Origin of the sequence: Pseudomonas schmalbachii (genome assembly GCF_017589465.1) — a bacterium.
GTDB classification, from domain to species: domain Bacteria; phylum Pseudomonadota; class Gammaproteobacteria; order Pseudomonadales; family Pseudomonadaceae; genus Pseudomonas; species Pseudomonas schmalbachii.
The window spans coordinates 1-24885 of record NZ_JAELYA010000004.1 but is presented as its reverse complement, the minus strand read 5'-3'; the positions used below and the strand labels follow the sequence as shown (position 1 = coordinate 24885).

Sequence of the window (24885 nt, the reverse complement as noted above, 5' to 3'; positions counted from 1 at the left end):
TGACTCCTGAAGCTTGTCGGGGCCGACCGCTCACCAGCTACGCTGATCGGTCGACGCCAACCAACAAGAACATTCGACAGGAGTCCTCCATGTCTCGCTTCATTCGCGCCAGTCAGCGTCGCACGCTGCTCGCCACCCTGATCGCCGCCACCCTCGCCCAGCCGCTGTTCGCCGCCGAGAGCCTGGACAGCAAGCCGGCCAGCGCCGTCACCGCGGCGAAGAACGCCGAAGTGCTGAAGAGCCTGCCATTCGCCGACCGCGAGGACTTCGAAGCCGCCAAGCGCGGGCTGGTCGCGCCGTTCGCCGGCCAGATCAAGAACGCCGACGGCCAGGTGGTGTGGGACATGGGCGCCTACCAGTTCCTCAACGACAAGGACGCCGCCGATACGGTCAACCCCAGCCTGTGGCGTCAGGCCCAGCTGAACAACATCGCCGGCCTGTTCGAGGTCATGCCGAAGCTCTACCAGGTGCGCGGCCTCGATCCGGCGAACATGACCATCATTGAAGGCGACACCGGCCTGGTGCTCATCGATACGATGACCACCGCCGAAACCGCCCGCGCGGCACTCGACCTGTACTACCAGCACCGGCCGAAGAAGCCGATCGTCGCGGTGGTCTACAGCCACAGCCATATCGACCACTTCGGCGGTGCGCGCGGCATCATCGACGATGCCGACGTCAAGTCCGGCAAGGTGAAGGTCTTCGCGCCGTCCGGCTTCCTCGAACACGCCGTCAGCGAAAACATCTTCGCCGGCACCGCGATGGCCCGCCGCGGACAGTACCAGGCCGGCACGCCCGTGCCGCGCAACGCCCAGGGCCAGGTGGATGCCGGTCTGCTGAAAAGCGGGACGGCCAATGCCACCAATACCCTGGTCGCGCCCAATGTCGTGATCGAAAAAACCTTCGAGCGCCACACCGTCGACGGCGTCGAACTGGAATTCCAGCTCGCCCTGGGCAGCGAAGCGCCTTCGGACATGAACATCTACCTGCCGCAGTTCAAGGTCTTGAACACCGCCGACAATGCGCCGCCGGCGATGCACAACCTGCTCACCCCGCGCGGCGCCGAAGTGCGCGATGCCAAGGCCTGGGCCGGCTACATCGATGCCGCCCTGGAGAAATACGGCGACCGCACCGACGTGCTGATCCAGCAGCACAACTGGCCGGTCTGGGGCGGCGAGAAGGTGCGCACCTACCTGGCCGACCAGCGCGACATGTACGCCTTCCTCAACAACCGCGCGCTGAACCTGCTGAACAAGGGCCTGACGCCGAACGAAATCGCCGCGCAGGTCGAGAAGCTGCCCGGCGACCTCGACAGCAAGTGGTACACCCGCAGCTACTACGGCTCGCTGGCGACCAACCTGCGCGCGGTGTACCAGCGCTACATCGGCTACTACGACGGCAACCCGGCCAACCTCGACCCGTTCCCGCCGGTCGAGACCGGCAAGCGCTACGTCGAGGCCATGGGCGGCGCCGATGCCGTGCTCAAGCAGATGCGCGCCGCCGTCGACAAGGGCGACTACCGCTGGGCCGTGCAACTGGGCAACCACCTGGTCTTCGCCGACCCGGCCAACAAGGACGCCCGCGCCCTGCAGGCGGACGCCATGGAACAGCTCGGCTACCAGACCGAGAACGCCCTGTGGCGCAACATGTACCTGACCGGGGCGATGGAGCTGCGCCACGGCGTGGCCAGCTACGACTCGCGCGGCAAATCGGAAATGGGCCGGGCGCTGACTCCCGGGATGTTCTTCGAACTGCTGGCGATCCGCATGGACACCGACAAGGCCGTCGGCCACGACATGACCCTCAACTGGGTGTTCGAGGACCTCAAGCAGGACATCGCCCTGACCCTGCGCAACGGCGTGCTGACCCAGCGCGTCGGCAGCCTCAACCCGAAGGCCGATGTCACCGTGAAGCTGACCAAGCCCATCCTCGACCAGATCGCCGCGCGCAAGCTCGACCTGCCCACCGCGATCAAGCAGGGCACGGTCAAGCTGGACGGCGACGGCAAGAAACTCGGCGAATTCTTCGGCCTGCTCGACAGCTTCAACCCGCAGTTCAACATCGTCGAACCCTGAACAAGGCAGGGCTGCGCACGTAACACGTAGGATGGGTTGAGCGAAGCGATACCCATGCTGTCTCGATGCATTCATGGGTATCGCAAGCTCAACCCATCCTACGTTTCTCACGGGAGTGGCCGGGGGGAGGGGGTACTCCCCCTCCGCGCCGGACTTGTCTGCCCCCCGCCACTTGCGGTATCAGTGCAGGCCTACTGACATAAGGAGTTCGCCCGCCTTGAGCAAACTGCAGGTGCCCGCGCACAGCCTCGACAAACCCGCCGGACGGATTCGCCAGAAGAACGAGCAGGCGATCCTCGAAGCCGCCGAACAGGAATTCGCCCAGCACGGCTTCAAGGGCACCAGCATGAACACCATCGCCCAGCGCGTCGGCCTGCCCAAGGCCAACCTGCACTATTACTTCAGCAGCAAGCTGGGCCTGTACACCGCGGTGCTGGCCAACATCCTCGAACTCTGGGACAGCACCTTCAACAGCCTGAGCGCAGACGACGACCCGGCCACCGCGCTGGCCGCCTACATCCGCGCCAAGATGGAATTCTCCCGCCGCCAGCCGCAGGCCTCGCGGATCTTCGCCATGGAGATCATCAGCGGCGGCGAATGCCTGAGCGCGCACTTCAACGAGGACTACCGCGGCTGGTTCCGCGGCCGCGCCGGGGTGTTCGAAGCCTGGATCGCCGCCGGCAAGATGGACCCGGTGGACCCGGTCAACCTGATCTTCATGCTCTGGGGCAGCACGCAGCACTACGCCGACTTCGCCACCCAGATCGGCTTCCTGACCGGCCGCAAGCGCATGTCGAAACAGGACTTCGATGACGCCACCGAGAACCTGGTGCGCATCATTCTCAAGGGCTGCGGGCTGACTCCGCCGGCCAGCCCATGAGCTTCACCCTGGCCGGCCCCGCCGGCTACCAGGAGGAAATCCGCAAGAGCCGCTTCCACTGCCTTGCCGCGCCGATCGGCAGCGAGGCCGAGGCGGCCGCCTTCCTCGCCGCCCACCGCGACGCCAGTGCCGGGCACAACTGCTGGGCCTGGAAGCTCGGCGCGCAATACCGCTTCAGCGACGACGGCGAACCCGGCGGCACCGCCGGCCGGCCGATCCTCGCCGCCATCGAAGGGCAGGGCATGGACCGCGTGGCCGTGCTGGTCAGTCGCTGGTTCGGCGGCATCAAGCTCGGCACCGGCGGCCTGGCCCGCGCCTACGGCGGCTGCGCGGCGAAATGCCTGCAGGATGCCGCGCGCATCGAACTGGTGCCGAGCAGCCGCGTCGCCTTCGCCTGCACCTTCGCCGAACACGCGCTGTTCAAGGCGCGGGTGCTGGCGCTGGGGGCGAGCGTCGAAGAGGAAGTCTACGGCGCCGACGGCGTAAGCCTGGTGCTCAGCCTGCCCACCAGCCGGCTGGACGAGATGCAGCGCCTGCTCACCGACCTCAGCCGTGGCCGCGCGGTGCTGCAGCGGCTGGACGACTGACGATCTCTGACCGCTGTTGAGCAATCTGTGGATAACCTGTGCTCACCTGGCGCTCCGCCAGTAACCACCGCGATTGCGCCGAATTGGCTGATTTTTCGCCAGTGGAACCCTGTCGGGGCCTTGACGCGCCGCCCCGGATAGCCGTTCCGGCTTGTGGATAAGTCTGTGAGTGAATGGCCGTAACCCAGCTACATTCGGGGTTGCAGGTATGCGTCGGTTTTTTGATGAAGGCGAATTGAAAAACGCCGGAAACTACCGTCGTTGAGCGGTTTATGAGTGTTTTGCCGGAGCCGGGGAGGCTACGGCTTTTCACCCTTGTCGGCTTAGGAAAATTCTGTGGGTATCCTGTTGGCCAAAGATATCCGCGCGCGCCTTCGGACGGATTCCATCGCGTTGCCATTTTGCCCCATGAAAATGGCGGAATACAGGCCAATTTCCAGAAAACCGGCCTGCATTCCTGTGGATAAGTTTGTTGATAGACATGTGAAAAAGGGCAGGACTGTTGTCCTTTCGGTCAGGTTTCTCGACGAATGGCAGGCAGCGCCAGCGTGTCGGCGTGCTCGCTGCGCAAGGCCGGCCATTGCACGCCGGCCCGCGTTTCGCGCTGCGGTGCGCCGGCGTGGTAGCGGGCGATCACCTGTCCGGCGATGGAGATGGCGACTTCCAGCGGGCGTTTGCCGGGCACTTCGGAAAGGCCGATGGGGCAGTGCATCTGCGCGATGGCTTCCGCCGGGTAGCCGCGATGTTCCAGGCGCATGCGGAAGCGCCCGGCCTTGGTGCGCGAGCCGATCATGCCAAGGAAGCCGGCGTCGCCGCGCTTGAGCACCGCTTCGGCGAGGGCGTAGTCGAGCGGGTGGTTGTGCGTCATGACCAGGAAGTAGCTGCCCGGTGCCGCGTCTTCCACGGCTTCCAGCGGTTCGTCGAGCAGGCGCATGCGCACGCCTTCGGGTATCTGCGCGGGGAATTCGTCGCTGCGGCTGTCGATCCACTGCAGGCGCAGCGGCAGCCCGGCCAGCAGCGGCGCCAGCGCACGGCCGACATGGCCGGCGCCGAACAGCAACACTTCCGGCCCGCGCGCGGCGAAGCATTCGAACAACAGGCTGGCGCGCCCGCCGCAGCACTGGCCGAGACGCGGGCCGAGGGGGAAGTGCTCAAGGCTTTGCGCGTCCTTGCCGGCCAGCAGCAAATGGCGGGCGTGTTCGATGGCGGCGAACTCCAGATGGCCGCCGCCGATGGTGTCGTAGGTCGTGTCGGGAGTGACCAGCATCTTGCTGCCCGGCTCGCGCGGGGTGGAGCCCTGCACGCCGATCACGGTGACCAGCACGTAGGGCTCGGCGCTGTCGCGCAGGCGGGCGATGGCGTCCATCCAGGTGGTGGTCATGATGGGTTCTCCGGGGTGCTGGTGGAACATTGTGGTTCTGGAGCTGCCGGTTCCCTCACCCCTGCCCTCTCCCGGAGGGAGAGGGGGTTGTCTGGCATGGCGGCGGAGTGCGGAGTTTCAGTCCTGCTCCGATCAGTCCCCTCTCCCTGTGGGAGAGGGTTAGGGTGAGAGGGGAGAGCCCGTACCGCAGCCGCCCTTTCCCGCAGGGAGAGGGAGTTGTCCGCGGTGGCGGCGGAGTGCGGCGTTTCGTTCCCGCTCCGCTCAGTCCCCTCTCCCCCTGGGAGAGGGTTAGGGTGAGGGAACGCCCCCCGCACCGCCTCACACGCCCAGAACACCCTCTCCGGCGTCGCCGGCGTATCCAGGTCCGGGCTCGTCCGGTAGTCCGCCAGGCTGGCAATCGCATCGCGCAGCGCCGACCACACCGAGATGGCGAGCATGAACGGCGGCTCGCCGACGGCCTTGGACAGGTACACGCTGTCCTCCTCGTTGGGCCGGTCGAACAGCGCCACGCGGAAGTCCTCCGGTGCGTCGCTGGCCGCCGGGATCTTGTAGGTCGCCGGGCCCACGGTAAGCAGGCGACCCTCGGAATCCCAGCGCAGCTCCTCGCTGGTCAGCCAGCCCATGCCCTGGATGAAGCCGCCCTCGATCTGGCCGATATCGATGGCGGGGTTCAGGCTGCGGCCGACGTCATGCAGGATGTCGGCGCGCAGCAGGCGGTATTCGCCGGTGAGGGTGTCCACTTCCACCTCGGAAACCGCGGCGCCGAAGGCGAAATAGAAGAACGGCCGGCCTTCGGCCTTCTCGCGGTCGTAGTGGATTTTCGGGGTGCGGTAGAAGCCGGTGGCGGAGAGCTGCATGCGGGCGAAATAGGCCGCCTGGATCGCCTCGGCGAAGCCCAGCGCGTGCTCGCCGACCCGCACCTGGCCATGCTCGAAGCGCACGCTGGCGACCGGCACGCCATCGCGCTCGGCAAGGAACTCGGCCAGCCGCCGCTTCAGCGTGCGCGCCGCGTCGCGGGCGGCCATGCCGTTCAGGTCGGTGCCGCTGGAGGCGGCGGTGGGCGAGGTGTTTGGCACCTTGTCGGTGCGCGTGGCGGTGATCGTCACCTGCTCCAGCGGCACCTGGAATTCCTCGGCGACCACCTGCGCCACCTTGATGTACAGGCCCTGGCCCATCTCCGTGCCGCCGTGGTTCAGCTGGATGCTGCCGTCGGTGTACAGGTGGATCAGCGCGCCGGCCTGGTTAAGGTGCTGGGCGGTGAAGCTGATGCCGAACTTCACCGGTGTCAGCGCCAGCCCCTTCTTCAGCACCGGGCTGGCGGCGTTGTACGTGCGGATCGCTTCGCGTCGGGCGCGGTAGTCGCTGCTGGTTTCCAGACGCTCGATCAGTTCGCCGAGCAGGTTGTGTTCGACGCGCTGGTGATAGGGCGTCAGGTCGCGCCCCGGGCCGCCGTAGAGATTGAGCTTGCGCACATCCAGCGGGTCTTTATCCACAGCCCGGGCGATATCGTCCATGGCGCGCTCGATGATCATCATCCCCTGCGGCCCGCCGAAGCCACGGAAGGCGGTGTGCGACACGCAGTTGGTGAAGCTTCGGTAACCGGCGATGGCGACGTCGGGGATGAAGTAGGCGTTGTCGGCGTGGAACATCGCGCGGTCGACGATGGCGTCGGAGAGGTCCGGCGAGTGGCCGCAGTTGCCGACCACTTCCAGCTCGGCGCCGAGCAGCCGGCCATCGTCGTCGAAGCCGACCCGGTAGCGATTGCAGAACGGATGGCGCTTGCCGGTCAGGCGCATGTCGTCGGCGCGCGGCAGGCGCAGCTTCACCGCGCGGCCGGTCTTGCGTGCGAGCAGCGCGGCGAGGCAGGCGAAGGGCGCGGCCTGGGTTTCCTTGCCGCCGAAGCCGCCGCCCATCCGCCGCACTTCCACGGTGACCTTCGCCAGCGGAATCGCCAGCACCTCGGCCACCAGCTTCTGCACCTCGCTCGGATGCTGGCTGGAGGTGTGCACCAGCATGCCGCCGTCTTCCTGCGGGATGGCCATGGATACCTGGCCTTCGAGGTAGAAGTGTTCCTGCCCTCCGATCTGCTGGCTGGCTTCCAGCACATGGGGTGCATTGCTCAGGGCTGCTTCGGCATCGCCCCGGCGCATATGGTGCGGCGGGCGCACGAAGCGTTCTTCCGCCTTGGCCTGCAACGGGTCGAGCAGCGGGGTTTCCGCCGCGTATTCCACCTTCGCCAGCCGCGCGGCGCGGCGGGCCTGCAATTGCGATTCGGCGGCCACGGCGAACAGCGCCTGGCCGTGGTATTTCACCCGCTCGCCGGCCAGCAGCGGATCGCCGGGAAATACCGGGCCGATGTCGGTATGGCCGGGCACATCGTCGAGGGTCAGCACGGCGACCACGCCGGGCGCGGCCTTCACCGCATCGAGGTCGAGGGAGCGGATCGCGCCGCAGGCGATCCCGGTCAGGCCGACCGCCGCGTACAGCACATCGCTCGGCTCGACGAGGTCGTCCACATAGCGCGCCGCGCCGCTGACATGCAGCACCGCGCTGTCGTGGGCACGCGCTTCGCCGGTGCTGTGGGCGGCGACGGCGCCGCCGTTCGAGGCGAGGGGAGGAAGACTACGCATGGCGTACCTCCGCGGCGGGGGAAGTCCATTCCAGTAATGCACGCCGCAGCAGGTTCTGCGCCACCTTCAGGCGATAGGCGGCGCTGGCGCGGAGGTCGTCGATGGGCTGGAAGTCTTCCGCCAGTGCGGCCTGGGCGGCAGCCACGGCAGCGCTGTCGAATGGCCGGCCAATCAGTGCGGCTTCCGTGCGCCGGCCGCGCAATGGCGTGGCGGCCATGCCGCCGCAGGCCAGCCGCGCATCGCGCACCGTGCCGTTGTCGTCGAGATCCAGGCGCAGCGCCATGCAGACGGCGGAGATGTCGTCGTCGCGGCGCTTGCTGATCTTGTCCACCCGCAGCAACTGATCGTCGCGCAGCCGCGGGATGCGGATCGCCTCGATGTATTCGCGGGGTTGCAGCACGCTCCGCCGGTAGCCGGTGAAGAAGCCGTCGATGGGGACCTCCCGCACCTGTCCGGCGCGGCGCAACAGCAACGTGGCATCCAGCGCCAGCAGCAGCGGCGGCATGTCGCCGATGGGCGAGGCGTTGGCGATATTGCCGCCGAGGGTGCCGCGCTGGCGGATCTGCAGCGAGCCGAGGCGGTCGAGCAGGGTGGCGACCGTGGGATAGGCGGATAGCGCCTCCAGGCAGTCGGCATAGGGCCGCGCGGCGCCGATCAGCAGGTGGTCGGTGTGCTGCTCCAGGCGTTGCAGTTCGGCGATGCGTTCCAGGTGGATCAGTTGCGGGAAGCCCTGCAGGTTCTGCGTCGCCTCCAGCGCCAGGTCGGTGCCGCCGGCGATCAGCCGCGCCTGTGGATAAGCCGCCAGCAGGGCGTCCAGCTCGTCCAGCGACGTGGGCAGGAAAGCGTGCTGGTCGCCGCAGTCCAGTGCGCCGCTACCCGGCAGGGCGTGCAGGCGGGCGGCGGTTTCCCGTTCATGGGCGGTAAAGCGGTCGGATTTGCCGCTGCAGGCGATCCGCTCGGCGGCGGCGAGGATCGGCCGGTAGCCGGTGCAGCGGCAGAGATTGCCGGACAGCGCGGTCAGCGCCGTCTCGCGGTCGTGCGGCAGATCGGCGTGCTGCCAGGCGAACAGCGACATGACGATGCCCGGCGTGCAGAAACCGCACTGCGAACCGTGGCAGTCGACCATCGCCTGCTGCACCGGGTGCAGCGTCTCGCCGGCCAGGTGTTCCACGGTCAGCACCTGTCGCCCGTGCGCCGCGCCGAGCAGGGTGATGCAGCTGTTCACCGCCCGATAGCGCAGGCCCGCGCCGTCAGGCTCGGCCAGCACCACCGTGCAGGCGCCGCAATCGCCGGAGGCACAGCCTTCCTTGCTGCCCACGCGCCCGAGATGGCCGCGCAGGTAGTCGAGCAGGCTGGTTTCCGGGGGCAGGCCATCGACCTCGTGCAATTCATCGTCGAGCAGGAACTGGATCATCTACTGCGTCATCCCGTTGCGACCGTCTACTTCAAGGGTAGCCCCGCTCGGCCGTATGCAGTGGTGCTACAGCGAGATGACTTGCAGGTCCCGGGCCAGCTCCACGCCCGGCGGCAGTGCCAGGCTGCCGGCCATGTCGGCGGCGTCCACCGCGTGGCTGACGTGGGTGAGCCAGGCGCGCGCGGGTTGCAGGCGGTCGATGATTTCCAGCGCCTGCGGCACGTCGTTGTGGTTGTAGGCCTCCTGGCCCGGCGCGAAGGTGGCGTCGAGCAGCAGGCCGTGGGGCTTCCACTGGCGCAGGAACTGCTCGGTTTCCGGCGGCAGGCCGTGGGTGTCGGTGAGATAGGCGATGCGCCGGCCGGGGCCTTCCAGGCAGTAGCCGAGGGTCGGCCGGCTGTGCCGCAGCGGCACGGGGGTGACGCGCACTTCGCCCAGATCGAAGCTCTGGAACGGCTTCAGCCCCGGCTCGAAGCGCAGCAGCCCGGGGTGCTTGTGCAGGTCGGCGCAGCCTTGCGGGTCCTTCGGGCCGAACACCGGGATCTTCTCACCCAAGCCCCAGCGCAGGTGGAACAGGCCCTGCACATGGTCGACGTGGTAGTGGGTGAGCAGGATGCCTTGCGGTGGATCGCCGTCGTACAGCTGTGTGAGGTCCGGGCGGCCGGCGTCGATCAGGTAGCGTCCGGCACTGGTGACCAGCTCCGCACTGCAGGCCTCGCGGCGAAAACCGACCAGCGTGCGCGCGCGCTGGCAGGCCGGGCAGGTGCAGCCGAAGCACGGCACCTGGGCGGTATCGCCGGTGCCGAGCAGGCGCAGGCTGGGCGCTTGGCTCATGCGGTTTCCTCCCGTTCGGCGCGCGCCTCGGCCAGCCAGCCGCGCAGCCGCTGGTGCAGGCGCTCAGCGCTTTCGGCCAGCGCGTCGCTGTTGTCATGGCGCAGCAGGCCCGCGTCCAGCGGCTCGCCGGCCTGGCGGGCCAGGCGTGCCTCGATCTGTTCGGTCGATTCGCGGCCGCGCTGCAACAGGCGCTGGCGCAGCGTTGCCGCATCGACTTCCACCAGCAATGGCAGCAGACGCGCACCGAAGTGTCGACGCGCCTGTGCCAGGTGTTGGCGACTGCCGTTGCAGATCACCAGTTCGCTGTGGCCCAGCCAGCCCTCCACTTCGCGGCCGATGCCGTAGTCCAGCCCGTGCGCTTGCCAGTGCAGGCTGAACAGCCCGGCCTCGCGGCGCCAGGCGAATTCCGCCGCGCTCAGGCTCACGCAGTTCTCGCTGGGGTCGCTGGAACGGGTGATGTAGCGGTGCGCCACCGGCCAGCCGGGTTCGCGTTCGCGCAGGGCGCGCAGCAGGCTGTCCTTGCCGACCCCGCTGGCGCCCATCAGGTAGAGCAGATAACCCATGCGCCGCTCCTCAGTGCACCACGTTGCCGGCGGACCAGACCCGGCGCAGCAGCGGCTGTCCGTCGACCTCCGCGACCCGCAGCAGATCGCCGCGCAGGCCGGCGGCCAGGCGCCCGCGATCGTGCAGGCCGACCGCCTCGGCCGGAGTGTGGGTGGCGCAGCCCACGGCGCGCGGCAGGTCGTAGCCGCCCTCGCTGCGGGCGATGGCGAACACCGCGTCGAGCAGGCTGGCCGGGTAGTAGTCGGAGGACAGCACGTCGAGCAGCCCTGCGCGCATCAGTTCTCTGGCGGCGACGTTGCCGGAGTGCGAGCCGCCGCGAATGATGTTCGGCGCGCCCATGATCACCGCCAGCCCCTTGCGCCGCGCCGCGCGGGCCGCTTCCAGGGTGGTCGGGAATTCCGCCAGGCGGCAGCCGTGGGCGTGGCTCTCCTCGATGTGCGCCTCGGTGGCGTCGTCATGGCTGGCCAGCGACAGGCCGCGCACGCGGCTTTCCTCGGCGATGCGCTGGCGATGGCTGTCGCTGTAGCGGGCGCTGTCGGCCTGGCGCTGCACGATGAATGCCTCGATGCCCTCGTCGCTCAGGCGGTACTTGCCCTTGTAGTAGGTGCGGTAGTGGGCGATGTCGGTGAACTGGCGCTGCCCCGGCGCGTGATCCATCAACGACACCAGTCCGAGTTTCGGGTGGTCGGCCAGCGCCAGGAAGCGCGTCAGGGTGTCCGGGTGGCACAGCTCGCAGCGCAGGTGCAGGCGGTGGTCGATGCGTGCCAGGCCCTGGCTGGCGAGGCCGGTAAGCGCATCGCACATCTGTTGCAGTATCTCGATGCGGATGCCGCTGTCGTCGATATCGCCGATGGACAGCGCGTCGAACACCGTGGTGATGCCGCTGGCGGCCATCTGCGCGTCGTGCGCCATGGCCGCCGAACGCTGCGGCCAGGCGACCTTCGGCCGTGGCTGGAAGTACTTCTCCATGTTGTCGGTATGCAGTTCGATCAGGCCGGGCATCAGGTAGTCGCCGCCGCAGTCCTCGGCGCCGGGCAGGCGGCTCGGGCCTTCGGCGATGTCGGCGATGCGCCCGTCGCGCAGCACCAGGCTGCCGTTCACCACCTGCTCGTCGAGGACCAGGCGGGCATTGCTGAGAATCTGCTCTTTCATGTGCGGGACTCCAGGAGGATGTAGCCGTCGGCGACGCGCTCGCGTACCGCCTCGTCGTGGAAGATGCCGAGCAGGGCGGCGCCGCTGGCCTTGGCCGCCTCGATCAGCTCGATCACCACCTCGCGGTTGGCGGCGTCGAGGGACGCGGTGGGTTCGTCGAGCAGCAGGATCGGCAGCTCGGCGATGAAACCGCGGGCGATGTTGACGCGCTGCTGCTCGCCGCCGGAGAAGGTCCCCGGCGCCAGGCTCCACAGGCGCTCCGGCAGGTTCAGCCGGCGCAGCATGGCGATTGCCCGCGCATGGGCTTCGGCGGGATCGACGCCGCGTTCGAGCAGCGGCTCCATCACCACTTCGAGGGCGGATACGCGCGGCACCACGCGGAGGAACTGGCTGACGTAGCCGATGCAGTCGCGGCGCAGGCGCGGCCAGGCGTGCGCCGGCAGCGTGGCGAGATCGAGGCTGCCGCTGTCGGCGTGCAGGGTCAGGCTGCCGCCTTCGAGCCGGTAGTTGCCGTGCAGCAGCTTGAGCAGGGTGCTCTTGCCGGCGCCGCTGGGGCCGAGCAGCACCTGGCACTGGCCGGCGTGCAGTTCGAAGGACAGCGGCGGCATGGCGTCGATGCACAGGCCGCCCTGGGCGTGCAGGGTGAAGTTCTTGGTCAGCGCGTGGGCGCTGAGACGGAGTTGGGGCACGGCGCACCTCACGGGGTCAGGACGGAAGACACCAGCAGCTGGGTGTACGGCTGCTGCGGGTCGTCGAGGATCTGGTCGGTCAGGCCGCTCTCGATCACCCGGCCCTGGCGCATCACCAGCAGGCGCTGGGCGAGCAGGCGGGCGACGGCGAGATCGTGGGTGACCAGCACCACGGCCAGGTTCAGCTCGCGGCCGAGATTGCGGATCAGGTCGAGCAGGCGCGCCTGCACCGAGACGTCGAGGCCGCCGGTGGGCTCGTCCATGAACACCAGGCGCGGCTGGGTGACCAGGGTGCGGGCGATCTGCAGGCGCTGCTGCATGCCGCCGGAGAAGGTCGCCGGGGCGTCGTCGACGCGCTGCGGGTCCAGTTCCACCTGCTGCATCCAGCGCTGGGCGGTCTCGCGCAGCTCGCCGTAATGGCGGTCGCCGCGGGCCATCAGGCGTTCGCCGATGTTGCCGCCGGCGGAGACGTTCAGGCGCAGGCCGTCGCGCGGGTTCTGCCGCACCAGTCCCCATTCCAGGCGCAGCAGGGCGCGGCGGCGGGCTTCCGACAGGGCGTGCAGGTCGAGTTCGCCTTCCGTCTCGCTGTGGTAGACCACCTGGCCGGCGTCGGGACGCTCCAGGCCGGCGAGCAGGCGCAGCAGGGTGGTCTTGCCGGAGCCGGATTCGCCGACGATGCCCAGCACTTCGCCGGCATGCAGGGTGAAGTCGATGGCCTCGCAGCCCTGGCCGGGCGCGTACAGGCGGGTCAGGCCGCGCGCTTCGAGCAGCGGCGCGAAGTCGAGGTCGGGCAGTTTCATTGCAGGCTTTCCTCGTGGCGCGAACGGCAGTAGTCGGTATCGGAGCAGACGTGGATGCGCCCGCCGGCGTCGTCGACGATCACCTCGTCGAGATAGCTGTGGTCGCTGCCGCACAGCGCGCAGCGTTCCTCCCAGCTCTGGATCTCGAACGGGTGGTCGACGAACTCCAGGCTGCGCACGTCGGTGTACGGCGGGATGGCGTACAGGCGCTTCTCGCGGCCGGCGCCGAACAGCAGCAGCGCCGGGTTCATGTGCAGCTTCGGGTTGTCGAACTTGGGAATCGGCGAGGGATCGGTGAGGTAGCGCCCGGCGACGATCACCGGGTAGGCGTACGCGGTGGCGATATGGCCGTGGCGGGCGATGTCCTCGTAGAGCTTCACGTGCATGATTCCGTACTCCTCCAGCGCATGGAGCACGCGGGTTTCCTCGTCGCGCGGCTCGATGAAGCGCAGCGGCTCGGGAATCGGCACCTGGAACACCAGGATCTGCCCGGCGCGCAGCGGCGTTTCCGGAATCCGGTGGCGGGTCTGGATCAGCGTCGCCTCGGCGGTCTTCTCGGTGGTGGCGATGCCGTCGCCGACGCGGGCGAAGAAGTTGCGGATGCTGACCGCGTTGGTGGTGTCGTCGGCGCCCTGGTCGATCACCTTGAGCACGTCGTCCGGGCCGAGCAGGCTGGCGGTCAGCTGCACGCCGCCGGTGCCCCAGCCGTAGGGCATGGGCATCTCGCGGCCGCCGAAGGGCACCTGGTAGCCGGGGATGGCCACGGCCTTGAGCAGCGCGCGGCGGATCATGCGTTTGCTCTGCTCGTTGAGGTAGGCGAAGTTGTAGTCGGTCATGGCTGCTCCTCGGCAGCGGCGCGGCCGGTGTGGAACTCCCTGCGCAGACGGCGCAGCAGGTCGAGCTCGGCCTGGAAGTCCACGTAGTGCGGCAGCTTGAGGTGGGAGACGAAGCCGGAGGCCTCGATGTTGTCGGCGTGGGCGAGGACGAATTCCGGCTGCTGCGCCGGCCCGGCGATTTCCTCGCCCAACTCGGCGGCGCGCAGCGAGCGGTCGACCAGCGCCATGGCCATGCTCTTGCGCTCGTTGCGGCCGAAGGTCAGGCCGTAGCTGCGGGTGAACTGCGGGCCGTGGTCGCGGCTGCCGACGAACTGGTTGAGCATCTGGCATTCGGTCAGCTCGACCTCGCCGATGCAGATCGGCATGCCCAGCTCTTCCGAGTAGATCTCCACTTCCACCGCGCCCATGCGGATCTCGCCGGCGAACGGGTGGTTGCGTCCGTAGCCGCGCTGGGTGGAATAGCCGAGGGCGAGCAGCCAGCCCTCGTCGGCGCGCGCCAGCATCTGCAGGCGGGTGGCGCGCTGCGGCGGATAGCTCGGCGGCTCCAGGGTGATGTCGAACGGCTCCGCGCCGTCGTCGGCGTTGCGTTCCACCAGCCCCTCTGCATCCAGCAGTTCGAGGATTGGCGGGCAGGGCTCCAGCGGCTGGTCGGCGACTTCCGCCGGCGGCGGCAGGTCTTCGGCGAGGCGGGCGAATTCCAGCAGGCGGTGGCTGTAGTCGTAGGTCGGGCCAAGCACCTGGCCGCCGGGGATGTCCTTGAACACCGCGCTGATGCGGCGCTCCAGGCGCATGTTGGCGGTATCCAGCGGCAGGCTGGTGGCCAGCCGCGACAGCGTGGTGCGGTAGGCGCGCAGGAGGAAGGCGGCTTCCACCAGGTCGCCGCTGGCCTGGCGCAGGGCCAGGGCGGCGAGGTCGGGATCGTGCAGCGAGGCTTCGCTCATCACCCGGTCCACGGCGAGACGCAACTGGTCGCGCACCTGGGCGTCGTTCAGCAGCGGCTGCTCGGTGTCGCCACGGCGTTGTTCGGCGAGCAGGCGGTGGGCGTTGGCGATGGCCGTTTCGCCCCCTTTGACGGCGACGTACATCAGCGCACCTCCTCGATCCGGGTTGAGCGCGGCAGGCCGACCACGCGGTCGCCACAGACGAAGAACACGTCCAGGCCGCAGGGGAAGCTGTCGCTATTGGCTTGCAGGGCGGCGAGCAGGCTCGGATGACAGGCGCCGATATCGAGATGGCGTTCGCCGGGAATGCCGGGGCCGCTGAGGCGCCAGACGGGCGCGCTGTCCAGTCGCTCGACGCGCACCAGCAGGGTGGTGCTGCGTTCCGGGGCGATCGGCTCGCCGAGGCGGAAGTCGTCAGCGGCGAAGGGGGCGGCGGCGTCGATCACGGCGAAGTCGGCCTGGCGCGAATCGGCGGTGCTTTTCGCGCCAGTGTGGAAGGCCAGCGAGGCGCGCAGGTTCGGCGAGTCCAGCCCTTCGCCGAAGCACAGCTTCACTTCCGGATCGCAGAGCGCCAGCAGGCTGCCCCAGAGCGCTGCGCCGCAGCCGTCTTCTGGCGGTTGCGGGGCGTCCAGTTGCTGCACGGTGCCGGGCTCGGAGAGCGCGGCGAGCAGTTGGCGGAACAGGCGCTGGCCGTCCAGCACGGGATCGGCGAGGGCCGGCCAGTAGGCCGTGGGTGAAAGGTCGGTCATGGTGTTCAGTCCCCCCGGACCAGGGTGAAGAAGTCCACGCGGGTGGCGGCGGCCTTGCGCGACGCCTCGGCGTGACGCGCGGCCAGCTCGGCCTCCAGCGGTTGCAGCAGTTCCCGCTCGATGCGCGGCGCCCATTCGGGCTTCTGCGCGCAGGCATCGAGCAGGGCGATCAGTTCGGCATGGCGGCGGTCGCGGCCGGCGACGTAGCCGTGGCCGAGGGTGCCGTCGGCCAGCGCGACGCTGGCGCGGACCATGGTCATCTCGCCCAGGTTGAAGGCCTGGCCGTTGCCGCCGATGCGTCCGCGCAGCATCGCCAGGCCGATCTCCGGCGCGCGCAGGGCGGTGTGCGGGCAGTCCAGGGCGAGCGCCTGCCAGTGCCGTTCGAGGGTGGCGCGCGGGGTCAGGGCGAACACGCGCTGACGGCGTTGCCGGTCATTCATGGCTGTACCTCGGGAAATTCGAAGTGGTAGGTGAGGCGGTCGCCGCGGGCGCGGCCGATGGAAACTTCCACCAGCCGGCCGGCGGCATCGACGTTCTCGCTGAGCAGTTGCAGCAGGGCCGCGCCGCGTGGGCAGCGCAGGCGATAGGCCTCGTCCGGGCCGGCTTCGCAGGCGAGGATGCGCACGCGCTGGCGGCGCAGCACCAGGCCGTAGCGCGACTCCAGCAGGGCGCGGGTGGAGCCGCCCTGGTAGTGGCGCGTCCAGTCCGGCACGCGCGCCGGGTCGAACCAGTGGCGCAGCAGGATCAGCGGTTCGTCGTCGCTGCTGCGCAGGGTGTCGACCTTCAGCAATGGCGTGCCTTCGCCGTGGCCGAAGCAGGCGGCGATCTCCGCCGGCGCCGGCTGCAGGCCCTGGTCGAGGCATGCGGTGCGGCTGGCCAGGCCGAGCTGGGCGAGGTTGCTCGACACCTGGCTGGTGGCTTGCACGGCGTAGCTCAGGCGCTGGTCGACGACCTGGGTGCCGCGACCGGGATGGCGGCTGATCATGCCGAGGTTGACCAGCTCGTCCATCGCCCGCCGCACCGTGTGCCGGTTCACCGCGAAGCGCGAGGCCAGGCGCGTCTCGGCCGGCAGCAGGTCGCCGGGGCGGTAGTGGCGGCGCACCTCGTCGGCGAGTACGCCGGCCAGCTCCTGGTAGCGCGTCCGCGGTCCGTTTTGTCTAGACATTTGCGCTCCAGAAAATCAGATGAAACGTTTGCGGATGCGCTGCGAGAGCAGGTCGAGAACGCTGACCGAGACGATGATCACCAGCAGGATGGTGGTGGTCTCGCGGTAGTCGAAGGCGCGCATGGTTTCCCACAGCACCACGCCGATGCCGCCGGCGCCGACCATGCCGACCACAGTGGCCGAGCGCAGGTTGGACTCGAAGCGGTACAGGCTCACCGAGATCCACAGCGGCAGGACCTGCGGCAGTACGCCGTAGATGATTTCCTCCAGGCGGCCGGCGCCGGTGGCGCGCACGCCTTCCACCGGGCCGGGCTCGATGGCCTCGACCTGCTCGGAGAACAGTTTGGCCAGCACCCCGGTGGTGTGGATGAACAGCGCCAGCACGCCGGCGAAGGGACCGAGGCCGACGGCGACGACGAACAGCATGGCGAACACCAGTTCGTTGATCGCCCGGCAGGCGTCCATCAGCCGGCGCACCGGCTGGTTGATCCACCAGGGCGCGATGTTCTGCGCGCAGAGCAGGCCGCAGGGCACGCCGAACAGCACGGCGAGCAGGGTGCCCCAGATCGCCAACTGGATGGTCGCGAGCATCTGTCGTATGTAGTCGCCGAGGTGGCCGAGGCTCGGCGGGAAGAAGTCCGCGCCGAGTTCGGCGATGTTGCCGGCATTGTTCAGCAGGGTCAGCGGAGCGATTTCGGCGCCCTGCCAGGACCAGCCGAGCACGGCCAGGGCAGAGCCCCAGCCGAGCAGGGAGAGCCAGCCGGGCTTGCCGGTCGGCTCGCGGGAAGTGTCGAGGGGAGTGGCGTTCTGCATCGTCACGTCCTCAACCGGCCTGGGCGGCTTGCGGCGCCGACTTGCCGAGGGTTTCCATGCGCTCGCCGATGGCCTTCAGGCGCTGGTCGATTTCCTCCAGCTGGCGGGCCTTGTCCGCGGCGGACAGGCTGCCGTCGCCTTCGACCTTGCCGCGCTGCTGGTACAGCGCGAGCTGGCGGATCGGCAGTAACTGGTCGTCATCGGAGGCTTGCAGACGCGACCACTGCAGGTTCTTCAGCACTTCCTTCTCGTGGGCATCGCGGCCGTAGCTGAACAGGAAGTCCTGCACCTTCTGCTTCAGGTCCTGCGGCAGGGCCTTGCGCCAGACCAGCGGGTCGGACGGGATCAGCGGCGATTTCCACAGGATGCGCAGCTTCGCGGCCTTCTCCGGCTGGGTGATCTGCAGGCGTTCCAGCGATTCGGTGTTGCAGGTGGCGACGTCCACCAGACCGTTGGCCACCGACAGGGCGTTGGCTTCGTGGTTGGCGTTGAGGGTGCGCTTGAAGATCTTGTTCGGGTCGAGGTTGCGCTGGGCGAACACGTAGTAGCCGGGCACCAGGTAGCCGGAGGTGGAGTTCGGGTCGCCGTTGCCGAAGGTCAGCTTGCCGGCGTCGGCGAGCAGGGCGTCGAGGGTCTGGTAGGGGCTCTGCTTGTTGACCAGCAGCAGGCTCCAGTAGCCCGGGTCGCCATTGGCCGCCACGGTCTGGGCGAACACCTGACCGTCGGCGCGATCCACCGCTTCCATCGCCGCCTTGTTGCCGTACCAGGCGATATCCACCTTGTTGAAGCGCATGGCCTGGATCACGCCGGCGTAGTCGGTGGCGTAGAAGGGCTTCACTTCGCGGCCGAGGGCCTTGGACATGTCGGCGAGGAAGGGTTTCCAGAGCCTTTCCTGGTTCTGGCTGGCCTCGGTGGAAATGATCCCGAAGTTCAGCGGGGCTTCGTTCGCCCGCGCCAGCGGGCCGCCGGCGAGGCCGATGACGGTGGTGGCGGCGAGCAGCAGGGGGCGCCAAGAATTACGCATGGAAGTTCTCCTGAGGGAACGTTGGATTCATTCGCCGACGGCAATCGCCAGCGGTGCGCTGTTGGGGAAAGTCAGGGTGCTGACGCGGGGCTTGCTGTAGAGGGCGTCCAGCGAGGCATCGCCGAGGCCGGCGATGGGGCCGTCGAACAGCACTTCGCCGTCGCGCAGGGCGAGGGCGCGCTGGCAGTAGCGGCGGGCGTAGTCGACCTGATGCAGGGAGACCAGCAGGGTCTTGCCGTCCTCGGCGCAGATGCGCTGCAGCAGCTCCATCACTTCGCGGGCGCTGTGCGGGTCGAGGGAGGCAATGGGTTCGTCGGCGAGGATCAGGTCGGCTTCCTGCACCAGCGCGCGGGCGATGGCGACGCGCTGCATCTGCCCGCCGGAGAGGGTGTTGGCGCGCTGCGCGCCGAAGCCGGAAAGGCCGACGCGCTCCAGCGCCTCTTCCGCCTTGCGCCGCTCCTCGGCGCTGAACTGGCCGAGCAGCGCCCGCCAGCGCGGGATGCGGCCGAGATAGCCGAGCAGCACGTTGCCCAGCACGCTGAGGCGGCCGACCAGGTTGAACTGCTGGAAGATGTAGCCGGTGCGGCAGCGTTCGGCGCGGCAGGCGCCATGCAGGCGGCCGTTCAGCTGCACGGTGCGGCCATGCAGCCGGACATCGCTGCCGCGGTCGGCCACGGTCAGCCCGGACAGGCTGCGCAACAGGGTGGACTTGCCGGCTCCGGACGGGCCGAGCAGGGCGACGCGCTCGCCGGCGCCGATGCTGAATGTCACGTCGCGCAACATGCGGCGGCTGCCGAATGTTTTGCTCAGCGAGGAAACCTGAATGACGGTGGACATGGCGTACTCCTGCGAATCATTGGGGCAGGAGTCTGGGCATCGCCTGTGACGCCGAATTGTCTAGACCATTAAGTTTGCGTGACGCTCCATGCGCTCTGCGCCGGGCCACCGGCGCTCCGGCCCCTGTGGATTCGCGGTGCGATGGCCGCTGTAACTCATCCGTCGCGATTCTGTCGTCGAACGGTCATCGTTATTCAGGATTTCTAACGCCACTTGTCGGCCTGATAGAGGGAGGCAATTTCTGTCATGCCTTAAATCAATGGGGCTTTATTGCTGATAGTTGTTAATGTTGCCCCCGTCGATTACTAACCCTTCGATATCAACCCACTTAGGAGCGACCCGATGTCCCTGATCAATACTCAAGTTCAACCGTTCAAGGCTGCTGCTTTCCACAACGGCGAGTTCATCGAAGTCACCGAGGCGAACCTGAAAGGCAAGTGGTCCGTTCTGATCTTCATGCCGGCTGCTTTCACCTTCAACTGCCCGACCGAAGTTGAAGATGCCGCCGACAACTACGCCGAATTCCAGAAGATGGGCGCCGAAGTCTACATCGTGACCACCGATACCCACTTCTCCCACAAGGTCTGGCATGAAACCTCGCCGGCCGTTGGCAAGGCCCAGTTCCCGCTGATCGGCGACCCGACCCACCAACTGACCAACGCCTTCGGCGTGCACATTCCGGAAGAAGGCCTGGCCCTGCGCGGCACCTTCGTGATCAACCCGGAAGGCGTGATCAAGACCGTCGAAATCCACGACAACGCCATCGCCCGTGACGTCAGCGAAACCCTGCGCAAGCTGAAGGCTGCCCAGTTCGTTGCCAACAACCCGGGTCAGGTCTGCCCGGCCAAGTGGAAGGAAGGCGAAGCGACTATCGCCCCGTCGCTGGACCTCGTAGGCAAGATCTAAGCAACACCCCTCCTCGGTGGATAACCCTGCGGGGCTATCCACCCTACACAAAGCCCGACTTTCTTTTGTAGAGAACTTGTGTAGGGCGGCTGGATTCCAGCCGCCGCGGGCACCTCTTTGTCTGAATTCAAGGAACTGCGAATCATGTTGGATGCCAATCTCAAGACCCAGTTGAAGGCCTACCTCGAAAAGGTCACCCAGCCGTTCGAGATCGTTGCGTCCCTCGATGACGGCGCAAAATCCCGCGAACTCAGTGCACTGCTGCACGACATCGTCGGTCTGACCGACAAGATTTCCCTGCGCGAAGACGGCAGCGACGCCCGCGTCCCGTCCTTCTCGCTGAACCGCCCGGGTGCGGATATCGGCCTGCGTTTCGCCGGCATCCCCATGGGCCACGAATTCACCTCGCTGGTGCTGGCGCTGCTGCAGGTCGGCGGCCACCCATCCAAGCTGGGCGCCGATGTGATCGAGCAGATCAAGGGTGTCCGGGGCGAGTTCCTGTTCGAAACCTATTTCTCGCTGTCCTGCCAGAACTGCCCGGACGTGGTGCAGGCGCTGAACCTGATGGCCGTGCTCAACCCGAACATCCGCCACGTCGCCATCGACGGCGCGCTGTTCCAGAAAGAGGTTGAAGAGCGCCAGGTCATGTCGGTGCCGAGCATCTACCTGAACGGCGAAGTGTTCGGTGCAGGCCGCATGGGCGTGGAGGAGATCCTCGCCAAGATCGATACCGGCGCCGCCGCCCGCGACGCCGAGAAGCTGAGTGCCAAGGCAGCCTTCGACGTACTGGTCGTCGGCGGTGGCCCGGCCGGCGCTTCCGCCGCTATCTACGCAGCCCGTAAAGGCATCCGCACTGGCGTTGCGGTCGAGCGTTTCGGCGGCCAGGTGCTGGACACCATGTCGATCGAGAACTTCATCTCGGTGCCGGAAACCGAAGGCCCGAAACTGGCCCGTGCCCTCGAAGAGCACGTGAAGCAGTACGAAGTCGACATCATGAACCTGCAGACCGCCGAGAAGCTGATCCCGGCGAAGAACCCCGGCGAGCTGCACGAAGTGACATTCACCAGCGGCGCCTCGCTGAAGGCCAAGTCCGTGATCCTTGCCACCGGCGCCCGCTGGCGCGAAATGGGCGTGCCGGGCGAGAAGGAATACAAGGCCAAGGGCGTGTGCTTCTGCCCGCACTGCGACGGTCCGCTGTTCAAGGGCAAGCGTGTGGCGGTGATCGGCGGCGGCAACTCCGGCGTCGAGGCGGCCATCGACCTGGCCGGCATCGTCGCCCACGTGACGCTGATCGAGTTCGACAGCCAGCTGCGCGCCGACGCCGTGCTGCAACGCAAGCTGCACAGCATGCCGAACGTGAAGGTGATCACCAGCGCGCTGACCACCGAAGTGAAGGGCGATGGGCAGAAGGTCAACGGCCTGGTCTACAGGGATCGCAACAGCGAAGAGCTGCATACCGTCGATCTGGAAGGCATCTTCGTGCAGATCGGCCTGCTGCCGAACAGCGACTTCCTCAAGGGCACCGTCGAGCTGACCCCGCGCGGCGAGATCATCGTCGATGCCAAGGGCCAGACCAACATCCCCGGCGTGTTCGCTGCCGGCGACGTGACCACCGTACCGTACAAGCAGATCGTGATCGCGGTCGGCGAAGGCGCCAAGGCGTCGCTCTCCGCCTTCGACCACCTGATCCGCACCTCCGCACCAGCCTGATGAACTTGTGCTAGGTTCTGTACGAAAACTGCCTGCGCTCGGTGATGCGTCGTTAAAAATCGGTTCGGAATGCTCATTTACAGCTCGTAAACTCCGCTTCCTCACCGATTTTTGCCTAGCCTGACCTTCGCTCGGCGACTTTTCGAACAGAACCAAACAAAAACGCCCGGCCCGCAAAAGCGAGCCGGGCGTTTTTCATTGCGCCGGGCTGAGTGGCGTGAGCGCTCAGCTCCGCCGCGGCGGTACCGGCCGGGTCCGTCCGCTGCCGTCGATGGCAACGAACACGAACTGCGCCTCGGTCACCTTGCGCCATTCGGCGGACAGCGGATCGTCGCTCCACACCTCGACCAGCATGCGGATCGAGCTGCGGCCGACTTCCTTGGTCTGCGTATAGAAGGAAAGCTGCGCGCCGACCGAGACAGGGACCAGGAATGCCATCCGGTCGACTGCCACCGTCGCCACTCGGCCACCGGCGATGCGGCTGGCCATGGCAGTGCCGGCGAGGTCCATCTGCGAAACCAGCCAGCCGCCGAAGATGTCGCCGAAGCCGTTGGTTTCTCGCGGCAGCGCAGTCATCTGCATTGCCAGGTCGCCCTGAGGGGTGGGGTCTTCTTGTTCGAGATCGATCATGGTGAAGGGCCTCTCGCCCTGACAGGTATTCGCAGCGTTATATGGGAAAACTCTCCCAAGACGTCGGCATCGCGATGCCTTGGGGCAGCTTTCTAACGTTGCAGTCAACATTATATAGAGGTGCGCGGCAGGCGACGACCGCCGAGTGCACCAGCGTTCCCGGTTCGACCCACTGTTTGCTATGGTGCGGCACTTGCGGCCGCTGCTTGTGGCGCCGGCCGCCCGAACAACAACAGTCTGCCGAGAACGTCCGCCATGCCTTCCGTGAATGCTCCCGCCGCGTCGCCGCGTCCGCTGACCCGCAGCGACTACAAGACCCTGTCGCTTTCCGCCTTGGGCGGCGCGCTCGAGTTCTACGACTTCATCATCTTCGTATTCTTCGCCACTGTGGTCGGCAAGCTGTTCTTCCCCGCCGACATGCCGGAATGGCTGCGCCAGCTGCAGACCTTCGGCCTGTTCGCCGCCGGCTACCTGGCACGCCCGCTGGGCGGCATCGTCATGGCGCACTTCGGCGACCTGCTGGGCCGCAAGCGCATGTTCACCCTGAGCATCTTCCTCATGGCCGTGCCGACACTGATCATGGGCCTGCTGCCGACCTACGCGCAGATCGGCATCTGGGCACCATTGCTGCTGCTGGTGCTGCGGATCGTCCAGGGCGCGGCGATTGGCGGGGAGGTTCCCGGCGCCTGGGTCTTCGTCGCCGAGCATGTGCCGTTGCGTCACGTGGGGTATGCCTGTGGAACCCTGACCTCGGGCCTGACGGCGGGCATCCTGATCGGCTCGCTGGTGGCGACGGCGATCAACAGTCTGTTCTCTACCGCAGAAGTCCATGACTATGCCTGGCGGATTCCGTTCCTGCTCGGTGGCGTGTTCGGCCTGTTCTCCGTCTACCTGCGCCGCTGGCTGCACGAGACGCCGGTGTTCGCCGAGATGCAGCAGCGCAAGCAGCTCGCCGAGGAAGTGCCGCTGGGCGTGGTGCTCCGCGAGCATCGTCCGGCGATCGTGCTTTCCATGCTGCTGACGTGGGTGCTGTCCGCCGCCATCGTCGTGGTCATCCTCATGACCCCGGCCGTCCTGCAGAGCGTCTATGGCTTCGATGCAGCCACCTCCCTGAAGGCCAACAGCCTGGCCATCGTCTTCCTCACCTGCGGCTGCATTCTTGCCGGGCTTATCGCCGACCGCATTGGCGCCGGCCGTACCTTCATCATCGGCAGCACCTTGCTGGGCGTGATGTCCTGGACCTTCTACACCAGCCTGAAGGCTCATCCGGACTGGCTGTTCCCGCTGTATGCGCTGACCGGCCTGAGCGTCGGTATCGTCGGTGCGGTGCCTTTCGTCATGGTGAATGCCTTCCCGGCGGTGGTGCGCTTCAGCGGCCTGTCGTTCTCCTACAACCTTGCCTACGCCATCTTCGGCGGCCTTACGCCCATGGTGGTGGCGCTGCTGATGAAGGAGGACCCGCTGGGCCCGGCCTACTACGTGGCTGCGCTGTCCCTGCTGGGGCTGCTGATCGGCATTCACCTGCTGTGGCGGGAACGTAGAAGTGTGCTGCGCAATGCGATGGCAAGCTGACCGATCGGATAATTTTCAGGATTCTTCAGAAAGTCGTTGACGAAGTTTTCTGAGTCCCTATAATGCGCCCCACTCTCACGGCGACGCCGGCAAAGAGCTTGAAAATCAAGCACTTAAGCAGCAATGAAGTGAGGGTGAAGTGCCGCGAGGGGCTTGACAGCGAGATTGACCGCTGTAGAATGCGCCTCCCGCCGATGAGAAGGCTTCGATCTTCTCCTTGGCGCAAGCGATTGAGTAGAAACGAAAATTTCGAAAAATAAGGCTTGACGGACGAAGAGGTTAGCGTAGAATGCGCGCCTCGGTTGAAGCGAAGGCCTCAACCAACTGCTCTTTAACAAGTTGAATCAAGCAATTCGTGTGGGTGCTTGTGAGTTAAGACTGATCGATCGCAAGATTATCAGCATCACAAGTAACACTCGTGAATTCGAGAGTTTTTTGCGATTGCTGAGCCAAGTTTAGGGTTTTCTCAAAACCCAAGCAGTATTGAACTGAAGAGTTTGATCATGGCTCAGATTGAACGCTGGCGGCAGGCCTAACACATGCAAGTCGAGCGGATGAAGGGAGCTTGCTCTCTGATTCAGCGGCGGACGGGTGAGTAATGCCTAGGAATCTGCCTGGTAGTGGGGGACAACGTTTCGAAAGGAACGCTAATACCGCATACGTCCTACGGGAGAAAGTGGGGGATCTTCGGACCTCACG

The 24885-nt window shown here is 67.0% G+C and carries 23 protein-coding genes and 1 rRNA gene; 7 read left to right on the top strand and 17 right to left on the bottom strand.

What is annotated here, in order from left to right; all coding sequences use genetic code 11:
* Window positions 1-89: 89 nt before the first annotated feature.
* The 3 genes from JFY56_RS11370 (at window position 90) to JFY56_RS11360 (ending at window position 3542) form a co-directional block, all read left to right on the top strand.
* Window positions 90-2075 (top strand): alkyl/aryl-sulfatase, encoded by a 1986-nt coding sequence (locus tag JFY56_RS11370; protein ID WP_208313781.1) that lies wholly within the window; start codon window positions 90-92, stop codon window positions 2073-2075.
* Window positions 2076-2301: 226 nt separating this feature from the next.
* On the top strand, window positions 2302-2955 hold the full coding sequence (locus tag JFY56_RS11365; RefSeq protein WP_236032610.1) for a TetR/AcrR family transcriptional regulator: 654 nt from the start codon (window positions 2302-2304) through the stop codon (window positions 2953-2955).
* Window positions 2952-3542, top strand: coding sequence for an IMPACT family protein (locus tag JFY56_RS11360; RefSeq protein ID WP_208313779.1), 591 nt, complete (start codon window positions 2952-2954; stop codon window positions 3540-3542). Before JFY56_RS11365 ends, JFY56_RS11360 begins: the two co-directional genes overlap by 4 nt.
* A gap of 514 nt (window positions 3543-4056) precedes the next feature.
* Here the strand turns inward: JFY56_RS11360 and xdhC are convergent.
* The 16 genes from xdhC to phnC all read right to left on the bottom strand — a co-directional run bounded on the left by xdhC (window position 4057) and on the right by phnC (window position 19368).
* Window positions 4057-4923: a xanthine dehydrogenase accessory protein XdhC gene (gene xdhC / locus JFY56_RS11355; protein ID WP_208313778.1), complete on the bottom strand. Its 867-nt coding sequence runs from the start codon at window positions 4921-4923 to the stop codon at window positions 4057-4059.
* On the bottom strand, window positions 4920-7553 hold the full coding sequence (xdhB, locus tag JFY56_RS11350; RefSeq protein ID WP_236032552.1) for a xanthine dehydrogenase molybdopterin binding subunit: 2634 nt from the start codon (window positions 7551-7553) through the stop codon (window positions 4920-4922). The genes xdhC and xdhB overlap by 4 nt, the downstream gene beginning before the upstream one ends.
* Window positions 7546-8967: a xanthine dehydrogenase small subunit gene (xdhA, locus tag JFY56_RS11345; protein WP_208313777.1), complete on the bottom strand. Its 1422-nt coding sequence runs from the start codon at window positions 8965-8967 to the stop codon at window positions 7546-7548. The genes xdhB and xdhA overlap by 8 nt, the downstream gene beginning before the upstream one ends.
* A 66-nt stretch (window positions 8968-9033) precedes the next feature.
* The gene (gene phnP / locus JFY56_RS11340; protein ID WP_208313776.1) at window positions 9034-9798 is read right to left on the bottom strand and encodes a phosphonate metabolism protein PhnP; all 765 of its coding nucleotides are present in this window, start codon (window positions 9796-9798) and stop codon (window positions 9034-9036) included.
* Entirely contained in the window at window positions 9795-10361 is a 567-nt protein-coding gene (gene phnN / locus JFY56_RS11335) for a ribose 1,5-bisphosphokinase (protein ID WP_208313775.1), read from the bottom strand. The genes phnP and phnN overlap by 4 nt, the downstream gene beginning before the upstream one ends.
* 10 nt (window positions 10362-10371) lie before the next feature.
* Window positions 10372-11514 carry an alpha-D-ribose 1-methylphosphonate 5-triphosphate diphosphatase gene (locus JFY56_RS11330; protein ID WP_208313774.1) on the bottom strand — a complete coding sequence of 381 codons (1143 nt, stop codon included), beginning with the start codon at window positions 11512-11514 and terminating at the stop codon, window positions 10372-10374.
* Window positions 11511-12203, bottom strand: a complete 693-nt coding sequence (phnL, locus tag JFY56_RS11325) for a phosphonate C-P lyase system protein PhnL (protein ID WP_208313773.1) — start codon at window positions 12201-12203, stop codon at window positions 11511-11513. Before phnL ends, JFY56_RS11330 begins: the two co-directional genes overlap by 4 nt.
* 8 nt (window positions 12204-12211) lie before the next feature.
* On the bottom strand, window positions 12212-13003 hold the full coding sequence (gene phnK / locus JFY56_RS11320; RefSeq protein ID WP_208313772.1) for a phosphonate C-P lyase system protein PhnK: 792 nt from the start codon (window positions 13001-13003) through the stop codon (window positions 12212-12214).
* Complete coding sequence (locus JFY56_RS11315; RefSeq protein WP_208313771.1) at window positions 13000-13839, bottom strand: alpha-D-ribose 1-methylphosphonate 5-phosphate C-P-lyase PhnJ; 840 nt, start codon at window positions 13837-13839, stop codon at window positions 13000-13002. Before JFY56_RS11315 ends, phnK begins: the two co-directional genes overlap by 4 nt.
* Window positions 13836-14924 carry a carbon-phosphorus lyase complex subunit PhnI gene (locus JFY56_RS11310; RefSeq protein WP_208313770.1) on the bottom strand — a complete coding sequence of 363 codons (1089 nt, stop codon included), beginning with the start codon at window positions 14922-14924 and terminating at the stop codon, window positions 13836-13838. The genes JFY56_RS11315 and JFY56_RS11310 overlap by 4 nt, the downstream gene beginning before the upstream one ends.
* Entirely contained in the window at window positions 14924-15529 is a 606-nt protein-coding gene (gene phnH / locus JFY56_RS11305) for a phosphonate C-P lyase system protein PhnH (protein WP_208313769.1), read from the bottom strand. The genes JFY56_RS11310 and phnH overlap by 1 nt, the downstream gene beginning before the upstream one ends.
* Before the next feature lie 5 nt (window positions 15530-15534).
* Window positions 15535-15969 carry a phosphonate C-P lyase system protein PhnG gene (phnG, locus tag JFY56_RS11300; protein ID WP_208313768.1) on the bottom strand — a complete coding sequence of 145 codons (435 nt, stop codon included), beginning with the start codon at window positions 15967-15969 and terminating at the stop codon, window positions 15535-15537.
* Window positions 15966-16694: a phosphonate metabolism transcriptional regulator PhnF gene (gene phnF / locus JFY56_RS11295; RefSeq protein WP_208313767.1), complete on the bottom strand. Its 729-nt coding sequence runs from the start codon at window positions 16692-16694 to the stop codon at window positions 15966-15968. The genes phnG and phnF overlap by 4 nt, the downstream gene beginning before the upstream one ends.
* A gap of 15 nt (window positions 16695-16709) precedes the next feature.
* Window positions 16710-17507, bottom strand: a complete 798-nt coding sequence (phnE, locus tag JFY56_RS11290) for a phosphonate ABC transporter, permease protein PhnE (protein ID WP_208313766.1) — start codon at window positions 17505-17507, stop codon at window positions 16710-16712.
* Between the two features lie 10 nt (window positions 17508-17517).
* Window positions 17518-18531 (bottom strand): phosphonate ABC transporter substrate-binding protein, encoded by a 1014-nt coding sequence (gene phnD / locus JFY56_RS11285; RefSeq protein ID WP_208313765.1) that lies wholly within the window; start codon window positions 18529-18531, stop codon window positions 17518-17520.
* 27 nt (window positions 18532-18558) lie between these two features.
* Complete coding sequence (gene phnC, locus JFY56_RS11280; RefSeq protein WP_208313764.1) at window positions 18559-19368, bottom strand: phosphonate ABC transporter ATP-binding protein; 810 nt, start codon at window positions 19366-19368, stop codon at window positions 18559-18561.
* Between the two features lie 342 nt (window positions 19369-19710).
* On the opposite strand from phnC, the gene ahpC reads away from it, so the two are divergent.
* Together ahpC and ahpF are read left to right on the top strand one after the other, a co-directional pair.
* On the top strand, window positions 19711-20274 hold the full coding sequence (ahpC, locus tag JFY56_RS11275; RefSeq protein WP_208313763.1) for an alkyl hydroperoxide reductase subunit C: 564 nt from the start codon (window positions 19711-19713) through the stop codon (window positions 20272-20274).
* Between the two features lie 144 nt (window positions 20275-20418).
* Window positions 20419-21984 (top strand): alkyl hydroperoxide reductase subunit F, encoded by a 1566-nt coding sequence (ahpF, locus tag JFY56_RS11270; protein WP_208313762.1) that lies wholly within the window; start codon window positions 20419-20421, stop codon window positions 21982-21984.
* Window positions 21985-22209: 225 nt separating this feature from the next.
* Here the strand turns inward: ahpF and JFY56_RS11265 are convergent, their stop codons facing one another.
* Complete coding sequence (locus tag JFY56_RS11265) at window positions 22210-22614, bottom strand: acyl-CoA thioesterase (RefSeq protein WP_208313761.1); 405 nt, start codon at window positions 22612-22614, stop codon at window positions 22210-22212.
* A 255-nt stretch (window positions 22615-22869) separates the two neighbouring features.
* Here JFY56_RS11265 and JFY56_RS11260 point away from each other — a divergent pair, with 255 nt between their 5' ends.
* Complete coding sequence (locus JFY56_RS11260) at window positions 22870-24186, top strand: MFS transporter (protein WP_208313760.1); 1317 nt, start codon at window positions 22870-22872, stop codon at window positions 24184-24186.
* A gap of 485 nt (window positions 24187-24671) precedes the next feature.
* Window positions 24672-24885 (top strand): 16S ribosomal RNA (locus JFY56_RS11255); the annotation flags it as partial.